The sequence below is a fragment of the Pseudomonas sp. PsB genome (assembly GCF_043658375.1).
In the GTDB taxonomy this organism is placed as follows: Bacteria; Pseudomonadota; Gammaproteobacteria; order Pseudomonadales; family Pseudomonadaceae; genus Aquipseudomonas; species Aquipseudomonas putida_Z.
In genome coordinates this window covers 65759-84718 of the sequence record NZ_JBIGLU010000004.1, presented here as the reverse complement: position 1 = coordinate 84718, position 18960 = coordinate 65759, and the positions used below count along the sequence as shown (strand labels likewise).

General features: G+C 63.9%; 20 protein-coding genes. 6 read left to right on the top strand and 14 right to left on the bottom strand.

The window, feature by feature from the left end:
- The first annotated feature begins 4 nt into the window (after positions 1–4).
- Genes ACGLHT_RS08080 through ureG form a run of 3 tightly spaced genes read left to right on the top strand, consistent with a single transcriptional unit; the run spans position 5 to position 1859 of the window.
- Entirely contained in the window at positions 5–550 is a 546-nt protein-coding gene (locus ACGLHT_RS08080; RefSeq protein ID WP_137164180.1) for a HupE/UreJ family protein, read from the top strand.
- On the top strand, positions 550–1224 hold the full coding sequence (locus tag ACGLHT_RS08075) for an urease accessory protein UreF (RefSeq protein WP_137164179.1): 675 nt from the start codon (positions 550–552) through the stop codon (positions 1222–1224). Before ACGLHT_RS08080 ends, ACGLHT_RS08075 begins: the two co-directional genes overlap by 1 nt.
- A gap of 11 nt (positions 1225–1235) precedes the next feature.
- Complete coding sequence (ureG, locus tag ACGLHT_RS08070) at positions 1236–1859, top strand: urease accessory protein UreG (RefSeq protein ID WP_010953755.1); 624 nt, start codon at positions 1236–1238, stop codon at positions 1857–1859.
- Between the two features lie 296 nt (positions 1860–2155).
- On the opposite strand, the gene ACGLHT_RS08065 is transcribed toward ureG, so the two are convergent.
- The 11 genes from ACGLHT_RS08065 to mcpP form a co-directional block, all read right to left on the bottom strand.
- A complete protein-coding gene (locus ACGLHT_RS08065; protein WP_137164178.1) occupies positions 2156–2884 on the bottom strand; it encodes a thioredoxin family protein in 729 nt (242 codons plus the stop codon).
- Between the two features lie 93 nt (positions 2885–2977).
- Positions 2978–5179 (bottom strand): LTA synthase family protein, encoded by a 2202-nt coding sequence (locus ACGLHT_RS08060; protein ID WP_137164177.1) that lies wholly within the window; start codon positions 5177–5179, stop codon positions 2978–2980.
- Positions 5180–5315: 136 nt separating this feature from the next.
- Positions 5316–6596: a hypothetical protein gene (locus ACGLHT_RS08055; protein ID WP_025339419.1), complete on the bottom strand. Its 1281-nt coding sequence runs from the start codon at positions 6594–6596 to the stop codon at positions 5316–5318.
- 46 nt (positions 6597–6642) lie between these two features.
- The gene (locus ACGLHT_RS08050; protein WP_137164176.1) at positions 6643–7395 is read right to left on the bottom strand and encodes a hypothetical protein; all 753 of its coding nucleotides are present in this window, start codon (positions 7393–7395) and stop codon (positions 6643–6645) included.
- A 46-nt stretch (positions 7396–7441) separates the two neighbouring features.
- The gene (locus ACGLHT_RS08045; RefSeq protein WP_025339417.1) at positions 7442–8122 is read right to left on the bottom strand and encodes a C39 family peptidase; all 681 of its coding nucleotides are present in this window, start codon (positions 8120–8122) and stop codon (positions 7442–7444) included.
- 62 nt (positions 8123–8184) lie between these two features.
- A complete protein-coding gene (locus ACGLHT_RS08040) occupies positions 8185–9732 on the bottom strand; it encodes a hypothetical protein (protein ID WP_025339416.1) in 1548 nt (515 codons plus the stop codon).
- A 48-nt stretch (positions 9733–9780) separates the two neighbouring features.
- The gene (locus ACGLHT_RS08035; protein WP_025339415.1) at positions 9781–10359 is read right to left on the bottom strand and encodes a hypothetical protein; all 579 of its coding nucleotides are present in this window, start codon (positions 10357–10359) and stop codon (positions 9781–9783) included.
- Between the two features lies 1 nt (position 10360).
- Positions 10361–10795: a hypothetical protein gene (locus tag ACGLHT_RS08030; RefSeq protein WP_274079678.1), complete on the bottom strand. Its 435-nt coding sequence runs from the start codon at positions 10793–10795 to the stop codon at positions 10361–10363.
- 298 nt (positions 10796–11093) lie between these two features.
- Positions 11094–11663 carry an AAA family ATPase gene (locus tag ACGLHT_RS08025; RefSeq protein WP_075045391.1) on the bottom strand — a complete coding sequence of 190 codons (570 nt, stop codon included), beginning with the start codon at positions 11661–11663 and terminating at the stop codon, positions 11094–11096.
- Complete coding sequence (pnuC, locus tag ACGLHT_RS08020) at positions 11660–12226, bottom strand: nicotinamide riboside transporter PnuC (RefSeq protein WP_025339412.1); 567 nt, start codon at positions 12224–12226, stop codon at positions 11660–11662. The genes ACGLHT_RS08025 and pnuC overlap by 4 nt, the downstream gene beginning before the upstream one ends.
- Positions 12227–12421: 195 nt before the next feature.
- The gene (gene mcpP, locus ACGLHT_RS08015; RefSeq protein WP_025339411.1) at positions 12422–14056 is read right to left on the bottom strand and encodes a methyl-accepting chemotaxis protein McpP; all 1635 of its coding nucleotides are present in this window, start codon (positions 14054–14056) and stop codon (positions 12422–12424) included.
- Positions 14057–14354: 298 nt separating this feature from the next.
- On the opposite strand from mcpP, the gene ACGLHT_RS08010 reads away from it, so the two are divergent.
- Complete coding sequence (locus ACGLHT_RS08010; RefSeq protein ID WP_025339410.1) at positions 14355–15185, top strand: undecaprenyl-diphosphate phosphatase; 831 nt, start codon at positions 14355–14357, stop codon at positions 15183–15185.
- Complete coding sequence (locus ACGLHT_RS08005) at positions 15178–15591, top strand: DUF1294 domain-containing protein (protein ID WP_025339409.1); 414 nt, start codon at positions 15178–15180, stop codon at positions 15589–15591. The genes ACGLHT_RS08010 and ACGLHT_RS08005 overlap by 8 nt, the downstream gene beginning before the upstream one ends.
- 119 nt (positions 15592–15710) lie before the next feature.
- On the opposite strand, the gene ACGLHT_RS08000 is transcribed toward ACGLHT_RS08005, so the two are convergent.
- The gene (locus ACGLHT_RS08000; protein ID WP_043935581.1) at positions 15711–16070 is read right to left on the bottom strand and encodes an MmcQ/YjbR family DNA-binding protein; all 360 of its coding nucleotides are present in this window, start codon (positions 16068–16070) and stop codon (positions 15711–15713) included.
- The gene (locus ACGLHT_RS07995) at positions 16063–16965 is read right to left on the bottom strand and encodes a LysR substrate-binding domain-containing protein (protein ID WP_013972466.1); all 903 of its coding nucleotides are present in this window, start codon (positions 16963–16965) and stop codon (positions 16063–16065) included. The genes ACGLHT_RS08000 and ACGLHT_RS07995 overlap by 8 nt, the downstream gene beginning before the upstream one ends.
- Positions 16966–17098: 133 nt before the next feature.
- Between ACGLHT_RS07995 and ACGLHT_RS07990 the strand changes: the two genes are divergently transcribed.
- On the top strand, positions 17099–17710 hold the full coding sequence (locus ACGLHT_RS07990; RefSeq protein WP_049277030.1) for an FMN-dependent NADH-azoreductase: 612 nt from the start codon (positions 17099–17101) through the stop codon (positions 17708–17710).
- A gap of 37 nt (positions 17711–17747) precedes the next feature.
- Here ACGLHT_RS07990 and ACGLHT_RS07985 read toward each other — a convergent pair whose 3' ends face one another.
- On the bottom strand, positions 17748–18950 hold the full coding sequence (locus ACGLHT_RS07985; RefSeq protein ID WP_137164172.1) for an NAD(P)/FAD-dependent oxidoreductase: 1203 nt from the start codon (positions 18948–18950) through the stop codon (positions 17748–17750).
- Between the last annotated feature and the right edge of the window lie 10 nt (positions 18951–18960).

Below are 18960 nucleotides of genomic sequence, written 5' to 3'. Positions count from 1 at the left end.
ACCGATGAAAAAGACTTTCGCCCTGTTTCTGCTGATGCTGGCTCTGCCTGCCTTCGCCCACCCCGGGCACGACGCCAACCCACTGCAGGACGGCCTGCTGCACCCGCTGACCGGTCTTGACCACCTGCTGATGCTGCTGGGCACTGGTGTACTCGCCGCGTTGACTCGGCGCAGCCTGACGCTACCCCTGGCAACCCTGGCGGCGATGTTCAGCGGCGCGGTGTGCGGCCACCTGTTCGGCGATGTGCTGGGCATGGAAACCCTGATTGCCGTGTCGCTGCTGGTGGCTGCCGGTGCCGTGCTACTGCCCAGCCGCCAACTGCTGCTGGCCATGGCCATGCCGGTGTTCGCCCTGTTCCATGGCTGGGCCCATGGCGTGGAAGCCACGCCAAGCGCGTTCTGGCAGTTCAGCGCCGGCTTCGTCACGGTCAGCGGCCTGTTGCTGGCGGCTGGCTTTGCGGTTGGTTGCCTGTTGCGCAGGCATAGCGGCCTGCAGAAGGCCTTTGGCGGTGGCCTGCTGGCCGGCGCCGCGCTGGTACTGGCCGGTTGATGGACAGTGACCTGGCGTTGTTGCGCCTGCTGCAGCTGGCCAGCCCTGGCTTGCCGGTGGGTGGCTTCACCTACTCGCAAGGCCTGGAGTGGGCGGTCGAGGCGGGCTGGGTACGGGGCGTGGATTGTTTCGCTGCCTGGCAGCGCGAGCAGATAGACGACACCCTGGCCTGCCTCGACTGGCCGGTGCTGGCGCGCCTGTACCACGCCTGCCAGGCCGAGGACGCCGAGGCCTTCGGCCACTGGAGCCGCTTTCTGCTGGCCAACCGCGAAACCGCCGAGCTGCGCCAGGAAGAACAGCAGCGCGGCGCGGCGCTGGCACGGCTGCTGGACGGCTGGGAACTGGGCCAGGCACCGGCCTGGCGGGCCAGCCTCGAACTCACCCAGCTCGGCGGTATGGCCTGGCTGGCTGCGCACTGGGCGATCCCACTGCGCCAGTTGGCCCTGGGCCATGGTTTTGCCTGGCTTGAGGGCGCGGTAATGGCCGGGGTCAAGCTGGTGCCGTTCGGCCAGCAGGCTGCCCAGACCTTGCTGCGCGACCTGGGGTCAGGGCTGCCCGCGGCCCTCGACCAGGCACTGGGCCTGGGCGATGACCAGCTTGGCGGCGGTCTGCCGTTGCTGGCCATTGCCTCATCGCGACACGAAACCCAATACACCCGATTGTTCCGTTCCTGAGGACTGCCTGCATGCAAAGCTATCAACAACCCCTGCGCGTCGGTGTCGGCGGCCCGGTCGGCTCCGGCAAGACGGCGCTGCTCGAAGCCTTGTGCAAGGCCATGCGCGATCACTACCAGATCGCAGTGGTCACCAACGACATCTACACCAAGGAGGACCAGCGTATCCTCACCGAAGCCGGGGCCCTTGAGCCGGAGCGCATCGTCGGTGTGGAAACCGGCGGCTGCCCACACACGGCGATACGTGAGGACGCCTCGATGAACCTGGCGGCGGTCGAAGCCCTGGCGCGCAAGTTTGGCAACCTCGAGGTGATCTTCGTCGAAAGCGGCGGTGACAACCTGAGTGCCACTTTCAGCCCGGAGCTGGCCGACCTGACCATCTACGTGATCGACGTGGCCGAAGGCGAGAAGATCCCGCGCAAGGGTGGGCCGGGGATTACCAAGTCGGATTTCCTGGTAATCAACAAGACCGACCTGGCGCCCTATGTGGGGGCTTCGCTGGAAGTGATGGAGCGCGATACCCAGCGCATGCGCCCGCAGCGGCCATGGACCTTCAGCAACCTGAAGAAGGGCGAGGGGCTGCAGGCGGTGATCGACTTCATCGTCGAGCGCGGGATGCTGGGCGTGCGCGGGTGATGTAACGGGTTGAACGCAGTCTGGACCATGGCGCAATTCCTGTGGGAGCGGGTTTACCCGCGAACACCGGCGCAGCCGGTGCCACCCCACCGCGTTGGCTTCTTCGCGGCTAAAGCCCACACAGGTACAGCGTTGCTCTCGAGGTTGTCGCTATACCTGTGGGAGCGGCCTTGTGTCGTGAAAGGGCCGCAACGCGGCCCCAGGGTTGATTCACAACAGTTGAAATTGCTGGGGCCGCTTTGCGGCCCTTTCGCGACACAAGGCCGCTCCTACAACGACCGCGTGTGGGCTGAGTATCACTTATGGCAGCAGTTGGGCTTGTCCGGCTGCCCTTCATAACGGTCATGGTGCCGCACCCAGTCCATGGTCCCGGCCTCATTGCGCCCCAGTGGCGCAATGTCGAGGAAGTTGTAGGTGTTGACCAGGATGTCCAGCCCGCGGGCATAGGTCGAGTAGGTGTGGTACACGCTGCCATCCGGCTCGCGATAGAACGCACTCAGCCCGGGAAGCTCGCTTTCATCGCCCTCGTATGGCTCATAGTTGTACTGCCGCTGGCCCTCGCCGCCAACGCTGACGCCAAAGTCCTCGTTGAACCCGCTGCCATGTGACGAATACCAGGGGAACTGCCAGCCCATGCGCCGGCGGAAGGCCTGGAACTCGGCATACGGTGCCCGCGACACTGCAACCAGCGACACGTCGTGATGCGCCAGGTGCAGGTTGGCGCCGTCAAAGTGGTCGGCCAGGAACGAGCAGCCGTGGCAGCCTTCGCTCCAGCCCTCGGCGAACATGAAGTGGTAAACCAGCAACTGGCTGCGGCCCGCGAACAGGTCGGCCAGGCTCAGTTCGCCGTCCGGCCCCTCGAAGCGATAGTCGTGCTCCACCTTGACCCAGGGCAGGGCGCGACGGGCTGCGGACAGCGCGTCGCGGTGGTGGGTGAAGGCCTTTTCGTGCAGCCACAGCTGCCGGCGGGCCGCCAGCCACTGGCTGCGGGAAACCACCGGGTGCCTGCTTTCGCTCGTGCTCATGGTGCTGTCTCCACATTGGGGGATTCACACACTAGTCGAGCACGGGCGGGTCGAATCGACAGGCCGCGGCGGCCGGGCGATGAGTGGTATTGCTCAGCCCGAATGGGCGATATGCCCTTCGGTCAGTTCATCCGCTGCTTCATCTTCCCCAGGCAGCGCGGTGATCACGCTGAAGTCGCTGACTTCCACCTGGCCACCGCCATAGCCCAGCAAATGGAAGGAAAACGCCTTGCGCGCGGTCGGGTTGTCGAAGCTGAACTCCATCTCCAGCGGCTCGTCGGCGGTGACTTTCACTTCGTCAGGCAAGCCCAGCGGTACGTCCTGCTCCAGCTGCTTGGCCTTGAGCTGGATATAGGCTGCGCGCTTGGGGTCCAGCGAGCGTACCTTGACCCGTACGCGGGTATGCGAACCCTCGGGCATTTCCAGGTACTGGGCGCCGATCAGGTTGTCGGCCCAGTCATCTTTGATGCGCTTGCGCAGCTGGATCGGCGATGGGCCGCCGAACTGGTAACGCAGGTTGAGCGGTGTTTGCAGCAGGGACTGGTCGAGCACCCCGGCGAGGGCACCGATCTGCTGGCCGAGCAGGCTGTCGCCCGGGCCAAGGTAACGTGCCTGGTCGGCGATGAAGCCCTCGCTGGCGTAACGTCGGCAGCGCTGCTGGAAGTCGCATTCGGTGAACACACCCTGGCCGTCGTGATAACGCAGCATGCCGTTGGTGTAGGAGATCATCTCGCGACCGCTGTCGTAGTCGCGGTACAGCGAGCGACCGCCGAGCGCCATGGGGATGGGCAGGGCAAAGTAGTCGAGCAGGGAGGTGGCCAGGTCGATATGGCCATAGGTACCGCGCTTGATCCGTGGCAACTGTGCCTGCTCCGGCGCCAGGGTGAGGTTGAAGCCCCAGGACGAGGCCAGGCGCACACCGTCGATGCCGTGGGACTCGTCGGAAGTCACCACCACCAGGGTGTCCTTGAGCACGCCCTGGCGTTCGAGGTTGTCGAGGAATGCACCGAGTGCGTCGTCCAGGTAGGCGACTGCCGCCTGTTTCGGCGTGTCGTAGCGCTCCAGGTACTCGGCCGGTGCCGAGTACGGCTGGTGGGTGCCCACGGTGAGCAGGGTCAGCATCCATGGCTTGTCCTGCTTTTGCAGCTGGCCGACGTAATCCAGCGCACCCTCGAAGAAGGCGCGGTCATCTTTGCCCCAGGGGAAGTCCAGGTAGTTCCTGTTGCGGAACCACTCCTGGCCGTGCACCGCGTCAAAGCCGATGTGCGGCATGATGCGGTCCTTGGCCATGAAGCGCAGGCCGGCGCCCTGCAGGTAGTGGGTGGTGAAGCCGGCCTGGCGCAACTGCGCCGGCAGGCAGGCCTGGTTGCGTTCGTTCTGGGTCAGCAGTTCCACGCCCTTGGGTGTGCCGTTGGCCAGCTTGTCGTAGTCACCGCACAGCATTGCGTACAGGCCACGGATGGTCTGATGGGTATGCAGCACGTAGTCCGGGGTGTTCATGCCGCGCTCGGCCCACTGGCTGAGTTTGGGCATCAGCTCTTCATCGAAGCGGCTGTGCAGGGCCTGGCGGTTGGGCCGCAGGTAGGCCCCGGGGATGCCTTCCACGGTGATGACCAGCAGGTTGCGGGCGTTGCCTGGCCCGGCGAGCAGGCGCTGGCCATGCAGGTCGGACTGGGTCAGGCCGGTGCTGGCCAGAGGGGTGAAGGTTTGCGTACGGCCCATCCAGCCTTCGACCTGGCGCTGCAGGTTGCCGGCCCCGGCCGACAGCAGCTGGTGGGTGAGGTTGTATTGCCGCCATTGGTCGGCGTCGGAAGGTACCAGCTGCTGGCTGCCCCAATGGGCGCCGAACAGCAGCAGTGGAATGGCCCAGGCCGTGCGTGGCAGCGGCTGGCTGGGTTGGGTGCGGCTGCGCCAGGCGCTGGCCAGCCAGGCCAGCAGGCCGGCGCCCATGGCCCAGGGCAGCCAGGCATGGGCCAGGCCGCCACCGGTCGAGTTTTCCATGAACTGCGGGTCGAGCAGGTACGTCAGGTCGGCGCTGGTGGGCAACCGGCCCACCGCGCTCACCAGTTCGGCCGAAGCCACCCAGAGGGCCGCCCAGGCCAGCAATACGGGGAGCGCCAGCCACCACGGCCGACGATGCAGCAGCAAGACCAGCAAGCTGCCGAGGGCGAGGTCGGACAGGTAACCGAGTGGGTTGGACCAACCCAGCATGGCGCGCGTACCCAGTGGGATCACCAGTACCAGGGTCGCCAGGGCGACAAGCCGGGTACGTGGGTGGTCTGACAGGTTCTTCACAAAAACATCCCTTTTGCCATTAAATCGTCATGCAACTGTGCTTGATGATAACAGGCCGTGGCAGGGAAGGCGGTCCGGGACAAGGCTGGTAACTAAAAGCCGGGCCCGTTCGCGCGAGCCCGGCCGATGGCAAGTATCAGAAGTAGTAGGGGAATTTCAGGCTGAAGGAAAAGTCCGGCGCGTCATCGGTCAGACCAATGGCCAGGTTGGGCACGATGGTCAGGTTGTCGGTGGCGGCGAAGGTCATGCCGATGTTGAAGTTGGCTGCGTTGTAGTCGCTGTTGGAGATCGACTGCCAGTCGCCGCCATCCGGTTTTATCTTGCTCTTGCGGGCAAACTGGTCGGACACCGAGAACGACATGCTCATCTTCTCGTTCAGGGCAAAGGCGATACCGCCGCCGATCTGCCACGAGTCGCCCAGCTTCACGTCGCCCGGCACCTTGCTGTTGACCTGAGGGCTGATGTCGCTGAACGAGTCTTCCATGTTGTAGGTGTAGGACAGGCTGCCGAACAGCACGGCCGGGTCGAACGTCTTGACCAGCGAGATGCCCGGCGTGATCGACCAGACGCCGTTGCCGGTCGGCAGGCTTTCCGGTACCGACAGGTTGTCGTTACCCTCTACCTGGCGCAGTTTGATGCCATAGGGGTCTTTGCCGGTCGGCGCCTTGATGCGCAAGGTAGCGACGGCGTCAGGCCAGGTCTCGTCTTCGTCGAGGAACTTGTAGGCGACACCGACGTTGACGTCGCCGATTTCTGGGTCGCGGGTTACGGTTTCGTCCGAGGTGCTTGCCCCGGCGCCGCCCGCACCGCCGGAAGAGTAGGTGGATTCGCGGTACACCACCGGGACGTTGATGTCGAACTGCCAGCGCTGGGCGAGGTTGTAGCGGGCAGTCATGTCCAGGGTCCAGTTATCTGCCTTAACCCGGTCAAGGTTGATACTGCCGAGGAAGATCGAGTCCAGCGCCAGGAAGCCGTTGAGCACAAGCGCCCGGGTATCGTAGTGGGTATAGGTGACACCGGTCTCGAAGCTGAACTTGCCGCCGCCGAAGAAGCCGCTGGCCTCATCGTACAGGTTGGACACGCTCTGAGCCGGTTCAGCGTCGGCGGTCAGCGCCTGGCCATAGGAGCTGCCGGTGGTGCCCGGTGCACCCGAAGCCACCGTCTGTGCACCCTTGACCCCTTCGGCCGGGGACCTGACCAGGCGTTTGGGTGGGGGGGCTGCCGGGGTTTCTTCTACCTGGCGCACGCGCTGCTCCAGCACCATCAGCGCTTGCTGCTGGGCTTCGTAGCGTTGTTTCAGTTCCATCAGTTCCTGCTTGAGAGCCTCGACCTGAGGGTCGGCTGCGGCGTAAAGCAATGTGGCCGGGGCCAAGGTGGACAAACACACAAAAGCTTTGAGCGATAAAGATCGGTGCATGGAATTGCCGTCCCTGCCGACTACTTTTGATGAGACTGAGCGTAGATCAGTATCCAAATGTGCGAAGACCTTTGAGCTGATCGAGGCTACCGTTCAGCGACGCGGCTGTCGGCACGCTTTCGCGCATCACTACATTGAGCGTGGTGACGTTATTGACCCGGTTGCCATTGCCCAGCAGCGTCGAGTTCTGCATCAGGCCACCCTGCGCCAGGCGCTGCACGCTGCTGCCCTGGTTGTTACTGGCACTGATATTGAACTGTACCCCTACGCCGCTGGCGGACACACTCAGCGCCCCTGCGCCGTTTGCGCCTGTCAGTGTCTGGCCGTTGGCCAGTGCCTGGCCATGTGGCTGCGCGGTAGGCGCCTGGTCGGCCTTGGAAACATTGATGGCGACATTGTTGTAGGCGGTATTGTTGTCGCCAGCTGCGCGTACCACCTGGGTAACACCCTCTGTGGTGTTGAGGCCGGCGCCGCCTGTAACGGTACCGGTGCCCGGTGCCGTGGCTCCAGCTGACGCTGTGCCAGTGCCGCTTTCGTCGATCAACGACACGTAGAATTGCGGTTTGATGGTCGACTGCTGAATCTGCATCGTGCTCGTCGCGCCGATCACGTCCCCTTTGGCATTCTGCCAGGTGCTGGACATGACAATACCGAAACTCACGATCCGCCCCGGCATCACGTAGCGGCCACGCAAGGTCGCCAGCTCATGGTCCTTCAGCTCGATGGGCTTGAAGGTTTCGGCCTGGGTAGGAAGGCTGACGGTCAGGCATGCGATTGCAAGCCAGAATGCATTCTTCATTGGGGTGCTCCCCGGAGCCTCGTGCTCCTTGTCGTTGCAAGAGTCGTTAGAAGAAGTCGCTTTTGATGAACCCGAAGTCCAGCAGCTCTGCATCCTGCACCGGGGTGAAGTTGTTCACCCGGCCCTTGGCGGTCAGGGGCAGGGGCGGGTCGAGCAGGATGTTGTTCTTGTCGTAGCCCTGGCCGATCACGGCGAAGATGATGCCGTTCCAGCCCTTGAGAAAGTCGTCGACCTTGTAGCGCTTGTGGCCCAGTACCGGGTCACCGATGTACACCCAGCCCTTGTCGACCTTCTGCATGACCACGAAGTGCTTGTAGCCGCGCACGTCCATCAGCACCACGACCGGGATGCGCACGCTGTGCAGGGTCTCGGGCGCCACCCGGTAGCCGCGGGCACGCATCCCCAGGCTTTCCACGTAGCGTTTCATGTCGAGCATCGAGAAGCCTTGCGTGCGCACCAGGTCCTGGTCGGCGTGGGCCAGCATGCCTTCGATGATCTGTTGTTCGTCCACGTCCAGCCAGTAGGCCTGGCGCAGGATGGTGGCCAGCGCGGCGGCGCCGCAGCTGAAGTCGGTCTTCTGTTGTACCAGGTCGGCGAACTTGCGCTCGCGTACGCTCTGGATGGGCTTGAACACCACGGCGCCGCCCGGGAGGACGGACAGCGGCATTTGCGCCGCTTCGCTCACGCTGGCCAGGCACAGCAAAAACGCCAGGGCAATGATGCGCATGATCGGATGCCTTCCGGTTCTGTTGAAGAAAGGCCCCCCGAAGGGGGCCTCAAGCACAGCGATCAGAACGAGGTGTTGGAGATGGCCAGCGAGTTGCTCTGCTGGTTGCCCACACCGGCTGCCACGTTCACGCCCAGGTTGCCGCTGCCACCGTTCACCGAACCGCTAAGGGTTGCAGTGTTGGTAACAGGGTTGGCCCAGCCGGTCGGGGTCAGCACTTGGAAGGACACGGTATTGCTCAAGTCGTAGGCACTGCTTTCGCTGTAGCTCTTCGACACGTCGTTCGACGATTGAGACGATTTCTCGCCAGACTTTTCAAACGCCGATTCCGATGCGTTGGCATAGGTCGACTCGTGAGCCTTCTCATACGAGGAGTCGCGAGACTTCTCGTAGGCCGATGCGCGAGTCTTGTCGTACGACGATTCGTGGTTACGGTCGAAGGAAGACTCGTTCGACTTGTCGAATGACGAGTCGAACGCTTTCTCGAACGATGCGTCGTACGAGCTGTCACGTGTGCGGTCTACATCGACATTGAGCGATGCGTTGAGCGATGCATCGAAGCTGTCGGTGCGGGTGCGTTCGCGACGGCCGTCATCGGTGGTCACGGTGCGGCTGGCATCGGCTGCGGCTGCCAGGGTGGCATTCAGGCTGGAGCTGCTGGACGAACTGGCAGTGGCGCCAACCGAGCCACTGGCATTCCAGCTGTTGGAGCCGCTGGCACTGGAGCTATTGGAACCACTGGCACTGGAGCTGTTCGACCCGCTGGCACTGGAGGTCTTGGAGCCACTGGCATTCATGCTGCTCGAACCACTGGAGGTCCAGCCATTGGAACCACTGGAACTGGCACTTTGCGAGCCGGCCACGCTGAAGCTTGAGGACGAGCTGCGGTCGTCGGTCGAGTTGAACGTGCCCTCACGCGAGCTGGAACCGCTCTTGGTGGTGGTGATGGTCAGCGTATCCACCCGGTAGGTGCGGTCGGCGCCGTTGTTCACCGTCAGGCCTGGGCCGTTCTGGTCGGCAGAGGCGGTGGCAGTGGCATTGCCCAGCGGGGCACCGGTGTTGGCGATGGCCATGGTGTTCTTCTGCTGGTTCAGGTCGCCGCCAGCGATGTTGACGCCGACGTTACCCTCTGCACCATCGGCCGAGCCAGTCATGACCGCCGAGTTCTGGGTGGACCAGTTGTCGACACGGTTGTTGTTGCTGAACTGGCGAACGTCAGCGGTGGCTTCGGCGGAGCCGAACACGAAGCTGTTGTCCAGGCTGGATTCGGACGATGCGTTGGCAATGGCCGCAGCGTTGTCCTGTTGGTTGCCGTTACCGGCCGCCACGTTGACACCTACGTTGCCGCTGGCACCCGAAGCCGAGCTACTCATCTCGGCTTCGTTGATGGTGCCTTGGTTGGTGATGGTGTTGCCGGTGCTGCGCTGGCTGTCCATGGCGTTGGCGGTGGCAAACACAGGGATCCTGGTGGGAGGAGGCGTGTGCTGCCCGTTGTTGTGGTGACCATTGTGGTGCCCGCCACGCCGGTCGTTCTGATCAGCTTGTACAGCAACAGCCATGACCGCAGCAATTGCGAAAACCAGAGGCTTGATTGCCATCGAGGGTTTCATGGTGATTCTCCGTACGATTAGGTTAAGTGTCGTTCTTGACTGGCAGGGTCAATCCGCGACCCGGATGCTCAGGGTGTTGGCCATGCGGTTTCCCACCCCGGCACTCTGGTTCAACTGAATCACTCCACGGCTACCGGTGAAGGCCTGGTCACTGGTGGTGACCTGGCGATGGCCAGTTGAAGTGTCAATCGGACCGGAGTTGTTGAGCAGCGCCACGTTCTGCTGCATGAGGACGCTGTCGTCGATGCTTTGCGGCTGGGCACCGATACTGATGCTCAGTGCGTTCGCTTGCTGGGTGTTGGCGCCGGCGCTCTGGTTGACCCCCAGTGCGCCGCTACCGTTGCTGAAGGCGTCGCCTTGTATGGTCGAGCGTGCGTTCATTGCGGGGTCTGCAGGGGTGTTCAGGCGCTGGCGGATCTGCGTGGTGGCGCTGGCCTCGGGCCCAACGGCGAAGGCGCGTGCGTTGGCCTGTTGCTGTTGGTCGCCAGCCGCCTGGTTGACCGACAGGTTGCCCAGGTAACGGCTGCCCGAGCTGTCGATGTCGGCGTTGTTGATCACGGGAACCGGGGATTGCGCGAAGGTCGATGTACTGCACAGCGTGACCAGGATCAGCAGCGTGTGCTTCATCTCACTTGCCTCCGGTCAGGATCTGCAGCGGCGCCAGGCCGCGCTGCACACTCGAATTGACCATGTTCGAGATGCCATTGCCCGAGCCCGTGCCTCGGCCACCGGCCAGGTTGGGCAGCTGGGACTGGTTGTTGAGGTTGCCGCCCAGGTTGTTGGTCTGCTGGGTAATCAGGGTACTGATACCCGCACCGCTGCTGATGTTGGCGAAGTCGCCATCACTCAGTTCGTTGGTTTGCTTGAGGATGTGGGCGGAAGGGTTGGCATTGACGGTGGTGGGGTTGGGGTCGGGTCGTAACGGCGGGACAACGGCGTTGCGTGTCTGCACATCACGGGTTATCACGATGATGCCGTTGTCGGCCTCGGCCGTCAGGCTCAACGAGGCCAGCACACAGCCCATCAGCAATAGGTGATAGAGGCGTTTGTCAGTTTTCCTCACGACGGCAACTCCTTCAATGAGCGCTGGCCCGGTTCAGCGATGCAAACCAGGCAGCAGAAGGTGTGCCGCTTTTGAGAAGCGTTTTCAGATCAAAAGCTTAAGGTGATTACCATGCCAAGCTGCGGCGTATTCTGTGTCAGGGTTGAAACAGGCAGCGGCGAGCGGTGCAGGCAAAGCCCGTGTTGGCCTTGATTGGAAGGGTTTTTGCAGGAGTGTTTCAGCGCCTTGACACTACCTTCGACGCCCCGCAAAACCCCATGTTTTCAGGGGCTTCGCCCCACAGGGGTGTGTCGGTGGATTAACACTCGGTGGGGCAGGATGGCGCATCGCTACCAATGAGCTTAGCCACTGTTTGCAGTGCCAGCAACTGGCGTTGTGGCCAATTGCCCTCAATTATTTTGTACGCCTGGTCATGCCGTTGCAGCCAGTGCAGGCTGTCGTCGAAAAAGCGCTGGCGGTCGCGCAGTTCGGGCTGGCTGCGCTGGCCATCGGCAACCCAATCCACCCCTTGCGGGCTCAGCAGCAGGTGCAGGTGGTAATGCCGTGCCAGCAGCGCCTGCTCCAGCCAGGCCGGGCAGTCGCCGAACAGGGCGTGGCTCCAGAGCATGTTGCTGAGCAGATGGGTGTCGAGAATCAGCAGCGGCGGTGCCTGCTCGCGGGCGTGGTCTTCCCAGGCCAGCTGGCCGCGGGCGATGGCAGGGATGTCGGCATAGCAGGTGTCGCGGCATTCCTGGTCGATGAAGTGGCGCACGTATTCGGCCACCACCACGCCGCCGAAATGCGCCTGGATTACCCCGCTGAGCCAGCTCTTGCCGCTGGATTCCGGGCCGCACAGCACCAGTACTTTCATGGATTGTGCCGCGCTCATGGCTGCACCAACGCCGGGTCACGGCGCCATTCCAGCCAGCCACGCACGGCAATCAGGGTGAGCACGGCGAAGAAGCCTGCGGTGAAGTACAGCTGCTGGTGCAGGTACTGGCCCACGTAGATGATGTCTACCACCACCCACAGCGGCCAGCACTGCAGGCGCTTCTGCGCCATCCACAGTTGTGCCACCAGGCTGAAGCCGGTCAGGGTGGCATCCAGCCAGGGCAGGGCGGCGTCGGTCCAGGTGGCCATGGCTGCGCCCAGGGCGGCGCTCAGCAGCACCCCGCCGGCCAGGCCGGCGAGCAATGCCGGGCGCTGCAGGCGGGTGACCTGGCGGGCGTCTTCAGCATGGCCCGGGCGCTTCCATTGCCACCAGCCGTAGACCTGCAGGATGGCATAGGCCACTTGCAGCAGCATGCCCGAGTACAGCTTCACCTCGTAGAACAGCCAGCCATAGATCAGCACCATGACCAGGCCGATCGGCCAGCACCAGGCGTTCTGCTTGACCGTGAGCCAGACAGCGGTGACGCCGAGGACGGCGGCGATGAGTTCAAGGCCGGACATCGGCGATCCTTGGAGACTGCGGGGGAGGGGCGCGATTGTAGCGGGTCGGCCGGGGAAGGTGTAGGGCGGTGGGGTCTTTGGGGCTGCTTTGCAGCCCATCGCGACACAAGGCCGCTCCTACAGGGGGACGCGATCGTCTGTAGGAGCGGCCTTGTGTCGCGAAAGGGGCGCAAAGCGCCCCCGGCATTCTCAACCTTATACCCGGAACTGCCGCAACAACTGCTCCAGCTCTTCGCTCAGTTGCCCCAGCGCCATCCCGGCATCGCTGGATTGCCGCGCCGCATCGGCGGTCTGCTGGGACAACCCGGCAGTATCCAGCACGTTGCGGTTGATCTCTTCGACCACGTGTGACTGTTGCAAGGTGGCGCTGGCAATGGAGGCATTCAACGCAGTGAGGTTGTTCAGCGACTGGTTGATGGCATCCAGGCTGGCACCGGCCTCGCGGGCCTGCTCGACGGTCTGGCGCGAGGCCTCGCTGCTGGTGTCGATGGCCTTGACCGCAGCGTCCGACTGGCTTTGCAGGTGCTCGATCATGGTATGGATCTCGGCCGTCGACTGCGCCGTGCGCTGGGCCAGCAGGCGCACCTCATCGGCGACCACGGCAAAGCCACGGCCTTGCTCGCCGGCCCGCGCCGCCTCGATGGCTGCGTTCAGCGCCAGCAGGTTGGTCTGTTCGGCGATGGAGCGGATCACGTCCAGCACACCACCGATGCGCGTACTGTGCCCGGCCAGGTCGCGGATCACCTGCACGGCCTGGTCGATGGTCAGCGACAGCCGGTCGATCTGCGCCAGGCTGCCGTGAATGGCTTCCTGGCCGTGTGCTACCTGCTGTTGCGCGGTGCGCATTTCGCCAGCGGCCTGTTCGGCGGTCTTGGCCACGTCCTGCACGGCGTAGGTCACTTCGTTGACCGCAGTGGCCACCTGGTCCATCTGCAGCGATTGCTGGGCGCTGTGCTGTTGCGCGGCACCGGCATTGTCGCCGACATGCCCGGCGGACCGGGCCAGGGCATGGGCCGCCCCTTGCAACTGGCCGACCACCCCTTGCAGCTTGCCGTTGAAGCGGTTGAAGTGTTCGCCCAGGTGGGTGATTTCGTCACGGCCGTGAGTGTCCAGGCGCCGGGTCAGGTCGCTTTCGCCGCTGGCGATGTTGCCCATGGCCTGCACCGCTTCCTGCAACGGGCGGGCGATGCTGCGGGCAATCAGCATGACCACCAGCGCCATCAGCAGGGCAATGGCCACGCCCACCAGCGAGGCGTCGCGCAACTGGCGGGCGAATTCGGCCTGCACGTCGTCGACATACACGCCTGAGCCGATGATCCAGCCCCAGGGCTTGAACAGCTGGATGTAGGACGTCTTGGCCACCGGCTCGCTGGCACCGGGCTTGGGCCAGCGGTAGTTGACCGGCCCGGCGTCCTGCTGCCGGGCCAGGGCGACCATCTCGTTGAACACGGCAAAGCCGTCGGGGTCGCGGATGGCCGACAGGTCCTGGCCGTCGAGCTTGGGGTTGGCCGGATGCATGATCATCTTCGGCCCCAGGTCGTTGATCCAGAAGTAGTCGTTCTGGTCGTAGCGCAGCGCGCGTACCACTTGCAGCGCCTGTTGCTGGGCCGCTTCGCGGCTGAGTGTGCCGGCTGCTTCCAGGCCTTGGTAATAGGCCAGCACACCGGCTGCGGTCTGTACCACGTGGCGGGTCTTTTCCGCTTTGGCCTGGTACAGGTCACCGTGGATCTGGCGCAGCATCAGCAGGCCCAATACCACCAGCATGGCCACCGCCACCAAAAGGATCAGCCACAGACGGCGGCTGATAGACATCGATCTCAGGGTTTTCATACCACAGCTCCCGCATTGTTCTTTTTATTCAGGCGCATCCAAGCATGCTTTGCGCCACGCCCCCACTCGACTAATGGCTAAGTGCTATCCATCCAATAGTCTGCAGCAGTTTGTACAAGGCGATTGCAAAGGCGCTCTGCCAGGATTTCGGCCGCGCAAGATGAAACCTTTAGGCGGCGTGAACTTTTCTACTGGCATTGCGCCCAACAGTCGCTGTAAAACAGCCGGGCCGCGTGCGGCAACTTCAAGCAAATCAAGAACAAGGGGCCTGCACGAGCAGCGCTCCATCGGGGGAACGATGGATTTTTGGACTGCCTTCCAGGCAATCATCTTAGGCGTGGTCGAAGGGCTGACGGAGTTTCTGCCGATCTCCAGTACCGGCCACCAGATCATCGTCGCCGACCTGATCGGGTTTGGTGGCGAACGGGCCATGGCTTTCAACATCATCATTCAGCTGGCGGCGATCCTGGCGGTGGTGTGGGAGTTTCGCGGCAAGATCTTCGATGTGGTCTTCGGCCTGACCAGCCAGCCCACGGCGCGGCGTTTCACCGGTAACCTGTTGCTGGCGTTCCTGCCGGCAGTGGTGCTGGGCGTGCTGTTCGCCGACCTGATTCACGAATACCTGTTCAACCCGATCACCGTGGCGGCTGCGCTGGTGGTGGGCGGGGTGATCATGCTCTGGGCCGAGCGCCGCGAGCACCGTGTGGAGGTGGACCACGTGGACGACATGCGCTGGAGCCACGCGCTGAAGATCGGCTTCATCCAGTGCCTGGCGATGATCCCGGGCACTTCGCGCTCCGGCTCGACCATTATCGGTGGCCTGCTGTTCGGCCTGTCGCGCAAGGCAGCGACCGAGTTCTCGTTCTTCCTGGCGATGCCGACCATGGTCGGTGCGGCGGTGTATTCGGGCTACAAGTACCGCGACCTGTTCCAGCCCGGCGACCTGCCGGTATTTGCCATCGGCTTCGTGACCTCGTTCATCTTTGCCATGATTGCCGTGCGTGGCTTGCTCAAGTTCATTGCCAACCACAGCTACGCGGTGTTCGCCTGGTACCGCATTGCCTTTGGCCTGCTGATCCTGGCGACCTGGCAGTTCGGTTGGGTTGACTGGGCGACGGCTCATGGCTGAGGCAGCGCGGGGGCAAAGGGGGGAGGGCGTACGTAATGTGCGCTTGAAGCTGCTGCTGTTGGGCCTGCTGTGCCTGCTGCCGGGCCTGGGCGCGGCGCGCATGGCCTGGGTCGACCAGGCCTGGTGGCCGCTGGCGCTGTACCCGGCAATGAGCCTGATCAGCCTGTTGCTGTATTGGCAGGACAAACAGCAGGCGCGTACCCAGGCCTGGCGTACGCCCGAGAAGGTGCTGCATGCCAGTGAGCTGCTGGGCGGCTGGCCGGGGGCACTGCTGGCGCAGCAGCTGTATCGGCACAAGACGCGAAAGGTGTCGTACCAGCTGGTGTTCTGGGGGATTGTGCTGGTGCACCAGGTGTTCTGGGCGGACTGGCTGTTTCTTGGCGGGCGGTATCTGCCCTTCAGTTGATGTTTGACTGTGCCGCCTCTTCGCGGGCTTGCCCGCTCCCACAGGTATTCCACAGGTCTTGAGGGCAGTGAAAACCCTGTGGGAGCGGGCAAGCCCGCGAAGAGGCCGGCACAGGCTGGCTAGATTACCAACCCCACCTGTAACCGCTTTGGCAACCGCCGCACCACCAGCTGGTGCGAGCGTTGCAACAGATCACACAGCTCCTCACGCCCCATTGGGTAGGGCGATGCCATGCTGATCCACCGCGCCCGCGCCAGGTACGGCGCAGGCCGCACCCCCGGGCGATCGCAATAGCCGAGAAACAGTTCGTCGGCCACCTTGAACGACAACCCCGCACCCGCCAGGTCGAGCACCGCGAACATCTTGTTGCCGGCCACCGAGAACACCCGGATGCCGCCCCATTTGTAGTCTTCCCGCGCACCCGGCAGGCTCAGGCAGAACGCTGCCACCTGGGCTTCGCTCATGTTCCGCTCAGACATACTTTTCTCCACAGGCCTCGAACGACGCCGCCAGGTGGTCGATCCATACCCGTACCGCAGGCAGCAAGCCGCGCCGGTGCGGGTACACCGCCTGCAGGTAGCCACCCGGCAGCGACCAGTCCGGCAGCAGGCGCACCAGTTCGCCGCGCGCCAGTTCTTCTTCACAGAACATGCTGGGCAGCGCGGTAAACCCTAGGCCTGCCCGTACAGCAGCATTACGTACTACGAAATCATCGATGGCGAGGCGCGGTTCCAGGGCGATTTCCTGCTGTTTGCCATGGGGGCCGAACAGGCGGAAGTGTACCAGCCGGTCAGCCTCGGCAGCGCCCAGCACCGGCAATGAGGCCAGTTGGCCCGGTTCGCGGATGTGGTCGGCGAAACCGGGCGCTGCAACCAGCTGCATCTGCGCCTGGCGCAGACGGCGGGTGACCAGGGCCGGGTCTTCATCGCCTAGGTCGCGTACGCGCAGGGCCACGTCGATCCCTTCGGAAATCAGGTCGACCCGGCGGTTGAGCAGCACCATGTCCAGTTGCACCAGCGGGTACTGCGCGAGAAAGCGGCTGATCACATCCGGCAGGAAGGCGTGGGCCAATGCCACCGGGCAGGACACCCGCAAGCGCCCGCGCGGTTCGCTGCTCATGCTGGCCACGGCCTCGTCGGCGGCTTCGGCTTCCAGCAGCATGGCCTGGCAGTGGTGCAGGTAGCGCTCGCCCACCGCGGTGAGCTTCAGTTGCCGTGTAGTGCGTTGCAGCAGGCGCGTGCCCAGGCGTTCTTCAAGCTCGGCGATGCGCCGCGACAGGCGCGACTTGGGGATGCCCAGCTGGCGGCCGGCTGCGGCGAAACCGCCGGCTTCTACCACGCGGGCGAAGTAGAAAAGGTCGTTGAGGTCTTGCATGGGAATGTCTCACTGTTCCACCTGTAGGACAAACTAACGCATTTTTGCTGCCTTATCAGCTATTGTTGATGTCGGTAGGATTCTCCCCATCGTGATCGCCCAACGTCGCGGTCTTCATTCACAGGAGAGTCCCATGAAACTGTTGCATATCGATTCGAGCATCCTGGGCGACAATTCCGCCTCCCGCCAACTGAGCCGCGAAGTGGTCGAAGCCTGGAAAGCCGCCGACCCGAGCGTGGAAGTGGTGTACCGCGACCTGGCCGCTGACGCCATCGCCCACTTTTCCGCGGCTACCCTGGTAGCGGCTGGCACCCCGGAAGACATGCGCGACGCAGCCCAGGCCTTCGAAGCCAAGCTGAGCGCGGAAACCCTGGAAGAGTTCCTGGCTGCCGATGCCGTGGTGATTGGTGCGCCGATGTACAACTTCACCGTGCCGACCCAGCTCAAGGCCTGGATCGACCGCGTTGCCGTCGCCGGCAAGACGTTCCGCTACACCGAAGCCGGCCCGGAAGGCCTGTGCGGCAACAAGAAGGTAGTGCTGGTGTCCACCGCCGGTGGCCTGCACGCTGGCCAGCCGACTGGCGCCGGGCATGAGGACTTCCTCAAGGTATTCCTGGGCTTCATTGGTGTCACCGACCTGGAAATCGTCCGCGCTCATGGCCTGGCCTATGGCCCTGAGCACCGCAGCCAGGCGATCGATGCTGCCCAGGCGCAGATTGCCAACGAGCTGTTTGCTGCTGCCTGATCGAAGGTACGCGATCGAATGTAGGAGCGGCCTTGTGTCACGCGACTGGAATAGCCGGGTCAGCCGCCGCCAGCGCCGCAGCACGTTCGGCCGCCGGCGGATAGATCCACACGGTATTGATCTGCGCCTTCAACACCTTGGCCTCGGCCTTGTCTTCCGGTGGCGACACCGTGCGTTCCCACCCTTCGGTATACACCGCCCCCCAGGCCCCAAGGTCCAGGCAGGTCACGTACTTGGGCTGGCTGTAGGTCTTCGGTGCCACGCCAATCAGCTCGGCCGCCGCATTGTTGCCCGCATGACGCCCCAGCGGAATCGCATGCTGGCAGGACATCACCGCGTAATTGCCAAGCTCGTCGCAGGCGGCATAGGCCACATCACCTGCCGCGTACACGGCATCATTGCCTTTCACCTTGAGATTGCCGTCGACATGCAAGCGGCCCTGGCGGTCGCGCTCGCCACTGATCTGCTCGGTGAGCGGGTTGGCCTTGAAACCCACGGTCCAGATCACCGTGCTGGCGTCGATGCGCTGGCCGTTGTCCAGCAGCACGCCGGCAGGGTCGACCGAGGCTACCGTGGCGCCACAGATCCACTCCACGCCCAGGGCCTCGGAGGCCTGCTCGATGGCAAGGCGGATGCCGTCACCCAGGGCCGCGCCAATCCTCGCCCCACGGTCGACCACCACCACGCGCAACGCCGCGTCCTCGCCGAGGATTTCGCGCAGGCGGGCCGGCAGTTCGGTGGCGGTCTCGATGCCGGTAAAGCCACCGCCGGCCACCACCACGGTATTGCGCGCCGGTGTGTCGGGCAGGTTCGCCAGTGACTTCAGGTGGGTTTCCAGGCGCGCGGCGCTGTCGAGCTTGTCGACATCGAACACATGCTCGATGCCGACCATGTCGGGCCGGTTGAGCACGCTGCCGCAGGCCATGATCAGGCGATCGTAGGGCAGGGCGCACTGGGTACCGCTGCGGGTGCGGTAGCTGACGCGGCGGGCCGCTTCATCGATGTGGAAGGCCGTGCCCTGCACGAAGCGGACGTTGACGGCATCGAACAGCTCTTGCAATGGCGCGGCCATGGCATGGACGTCGGGTTCGTAGAAGCGCGGGCGCACATGCAGCTCGGCCTGGGGTGCAAGCAAGGTGACCTCGACATCCTTGCGGCCATGGAGGTCAAGCTGGCGGACGGCGCTGAGCGCGCTCCACAGGCCGGCAAAGCCCGCGCCAATGATCAGGATCTGCTTCATGGTTGTGCTC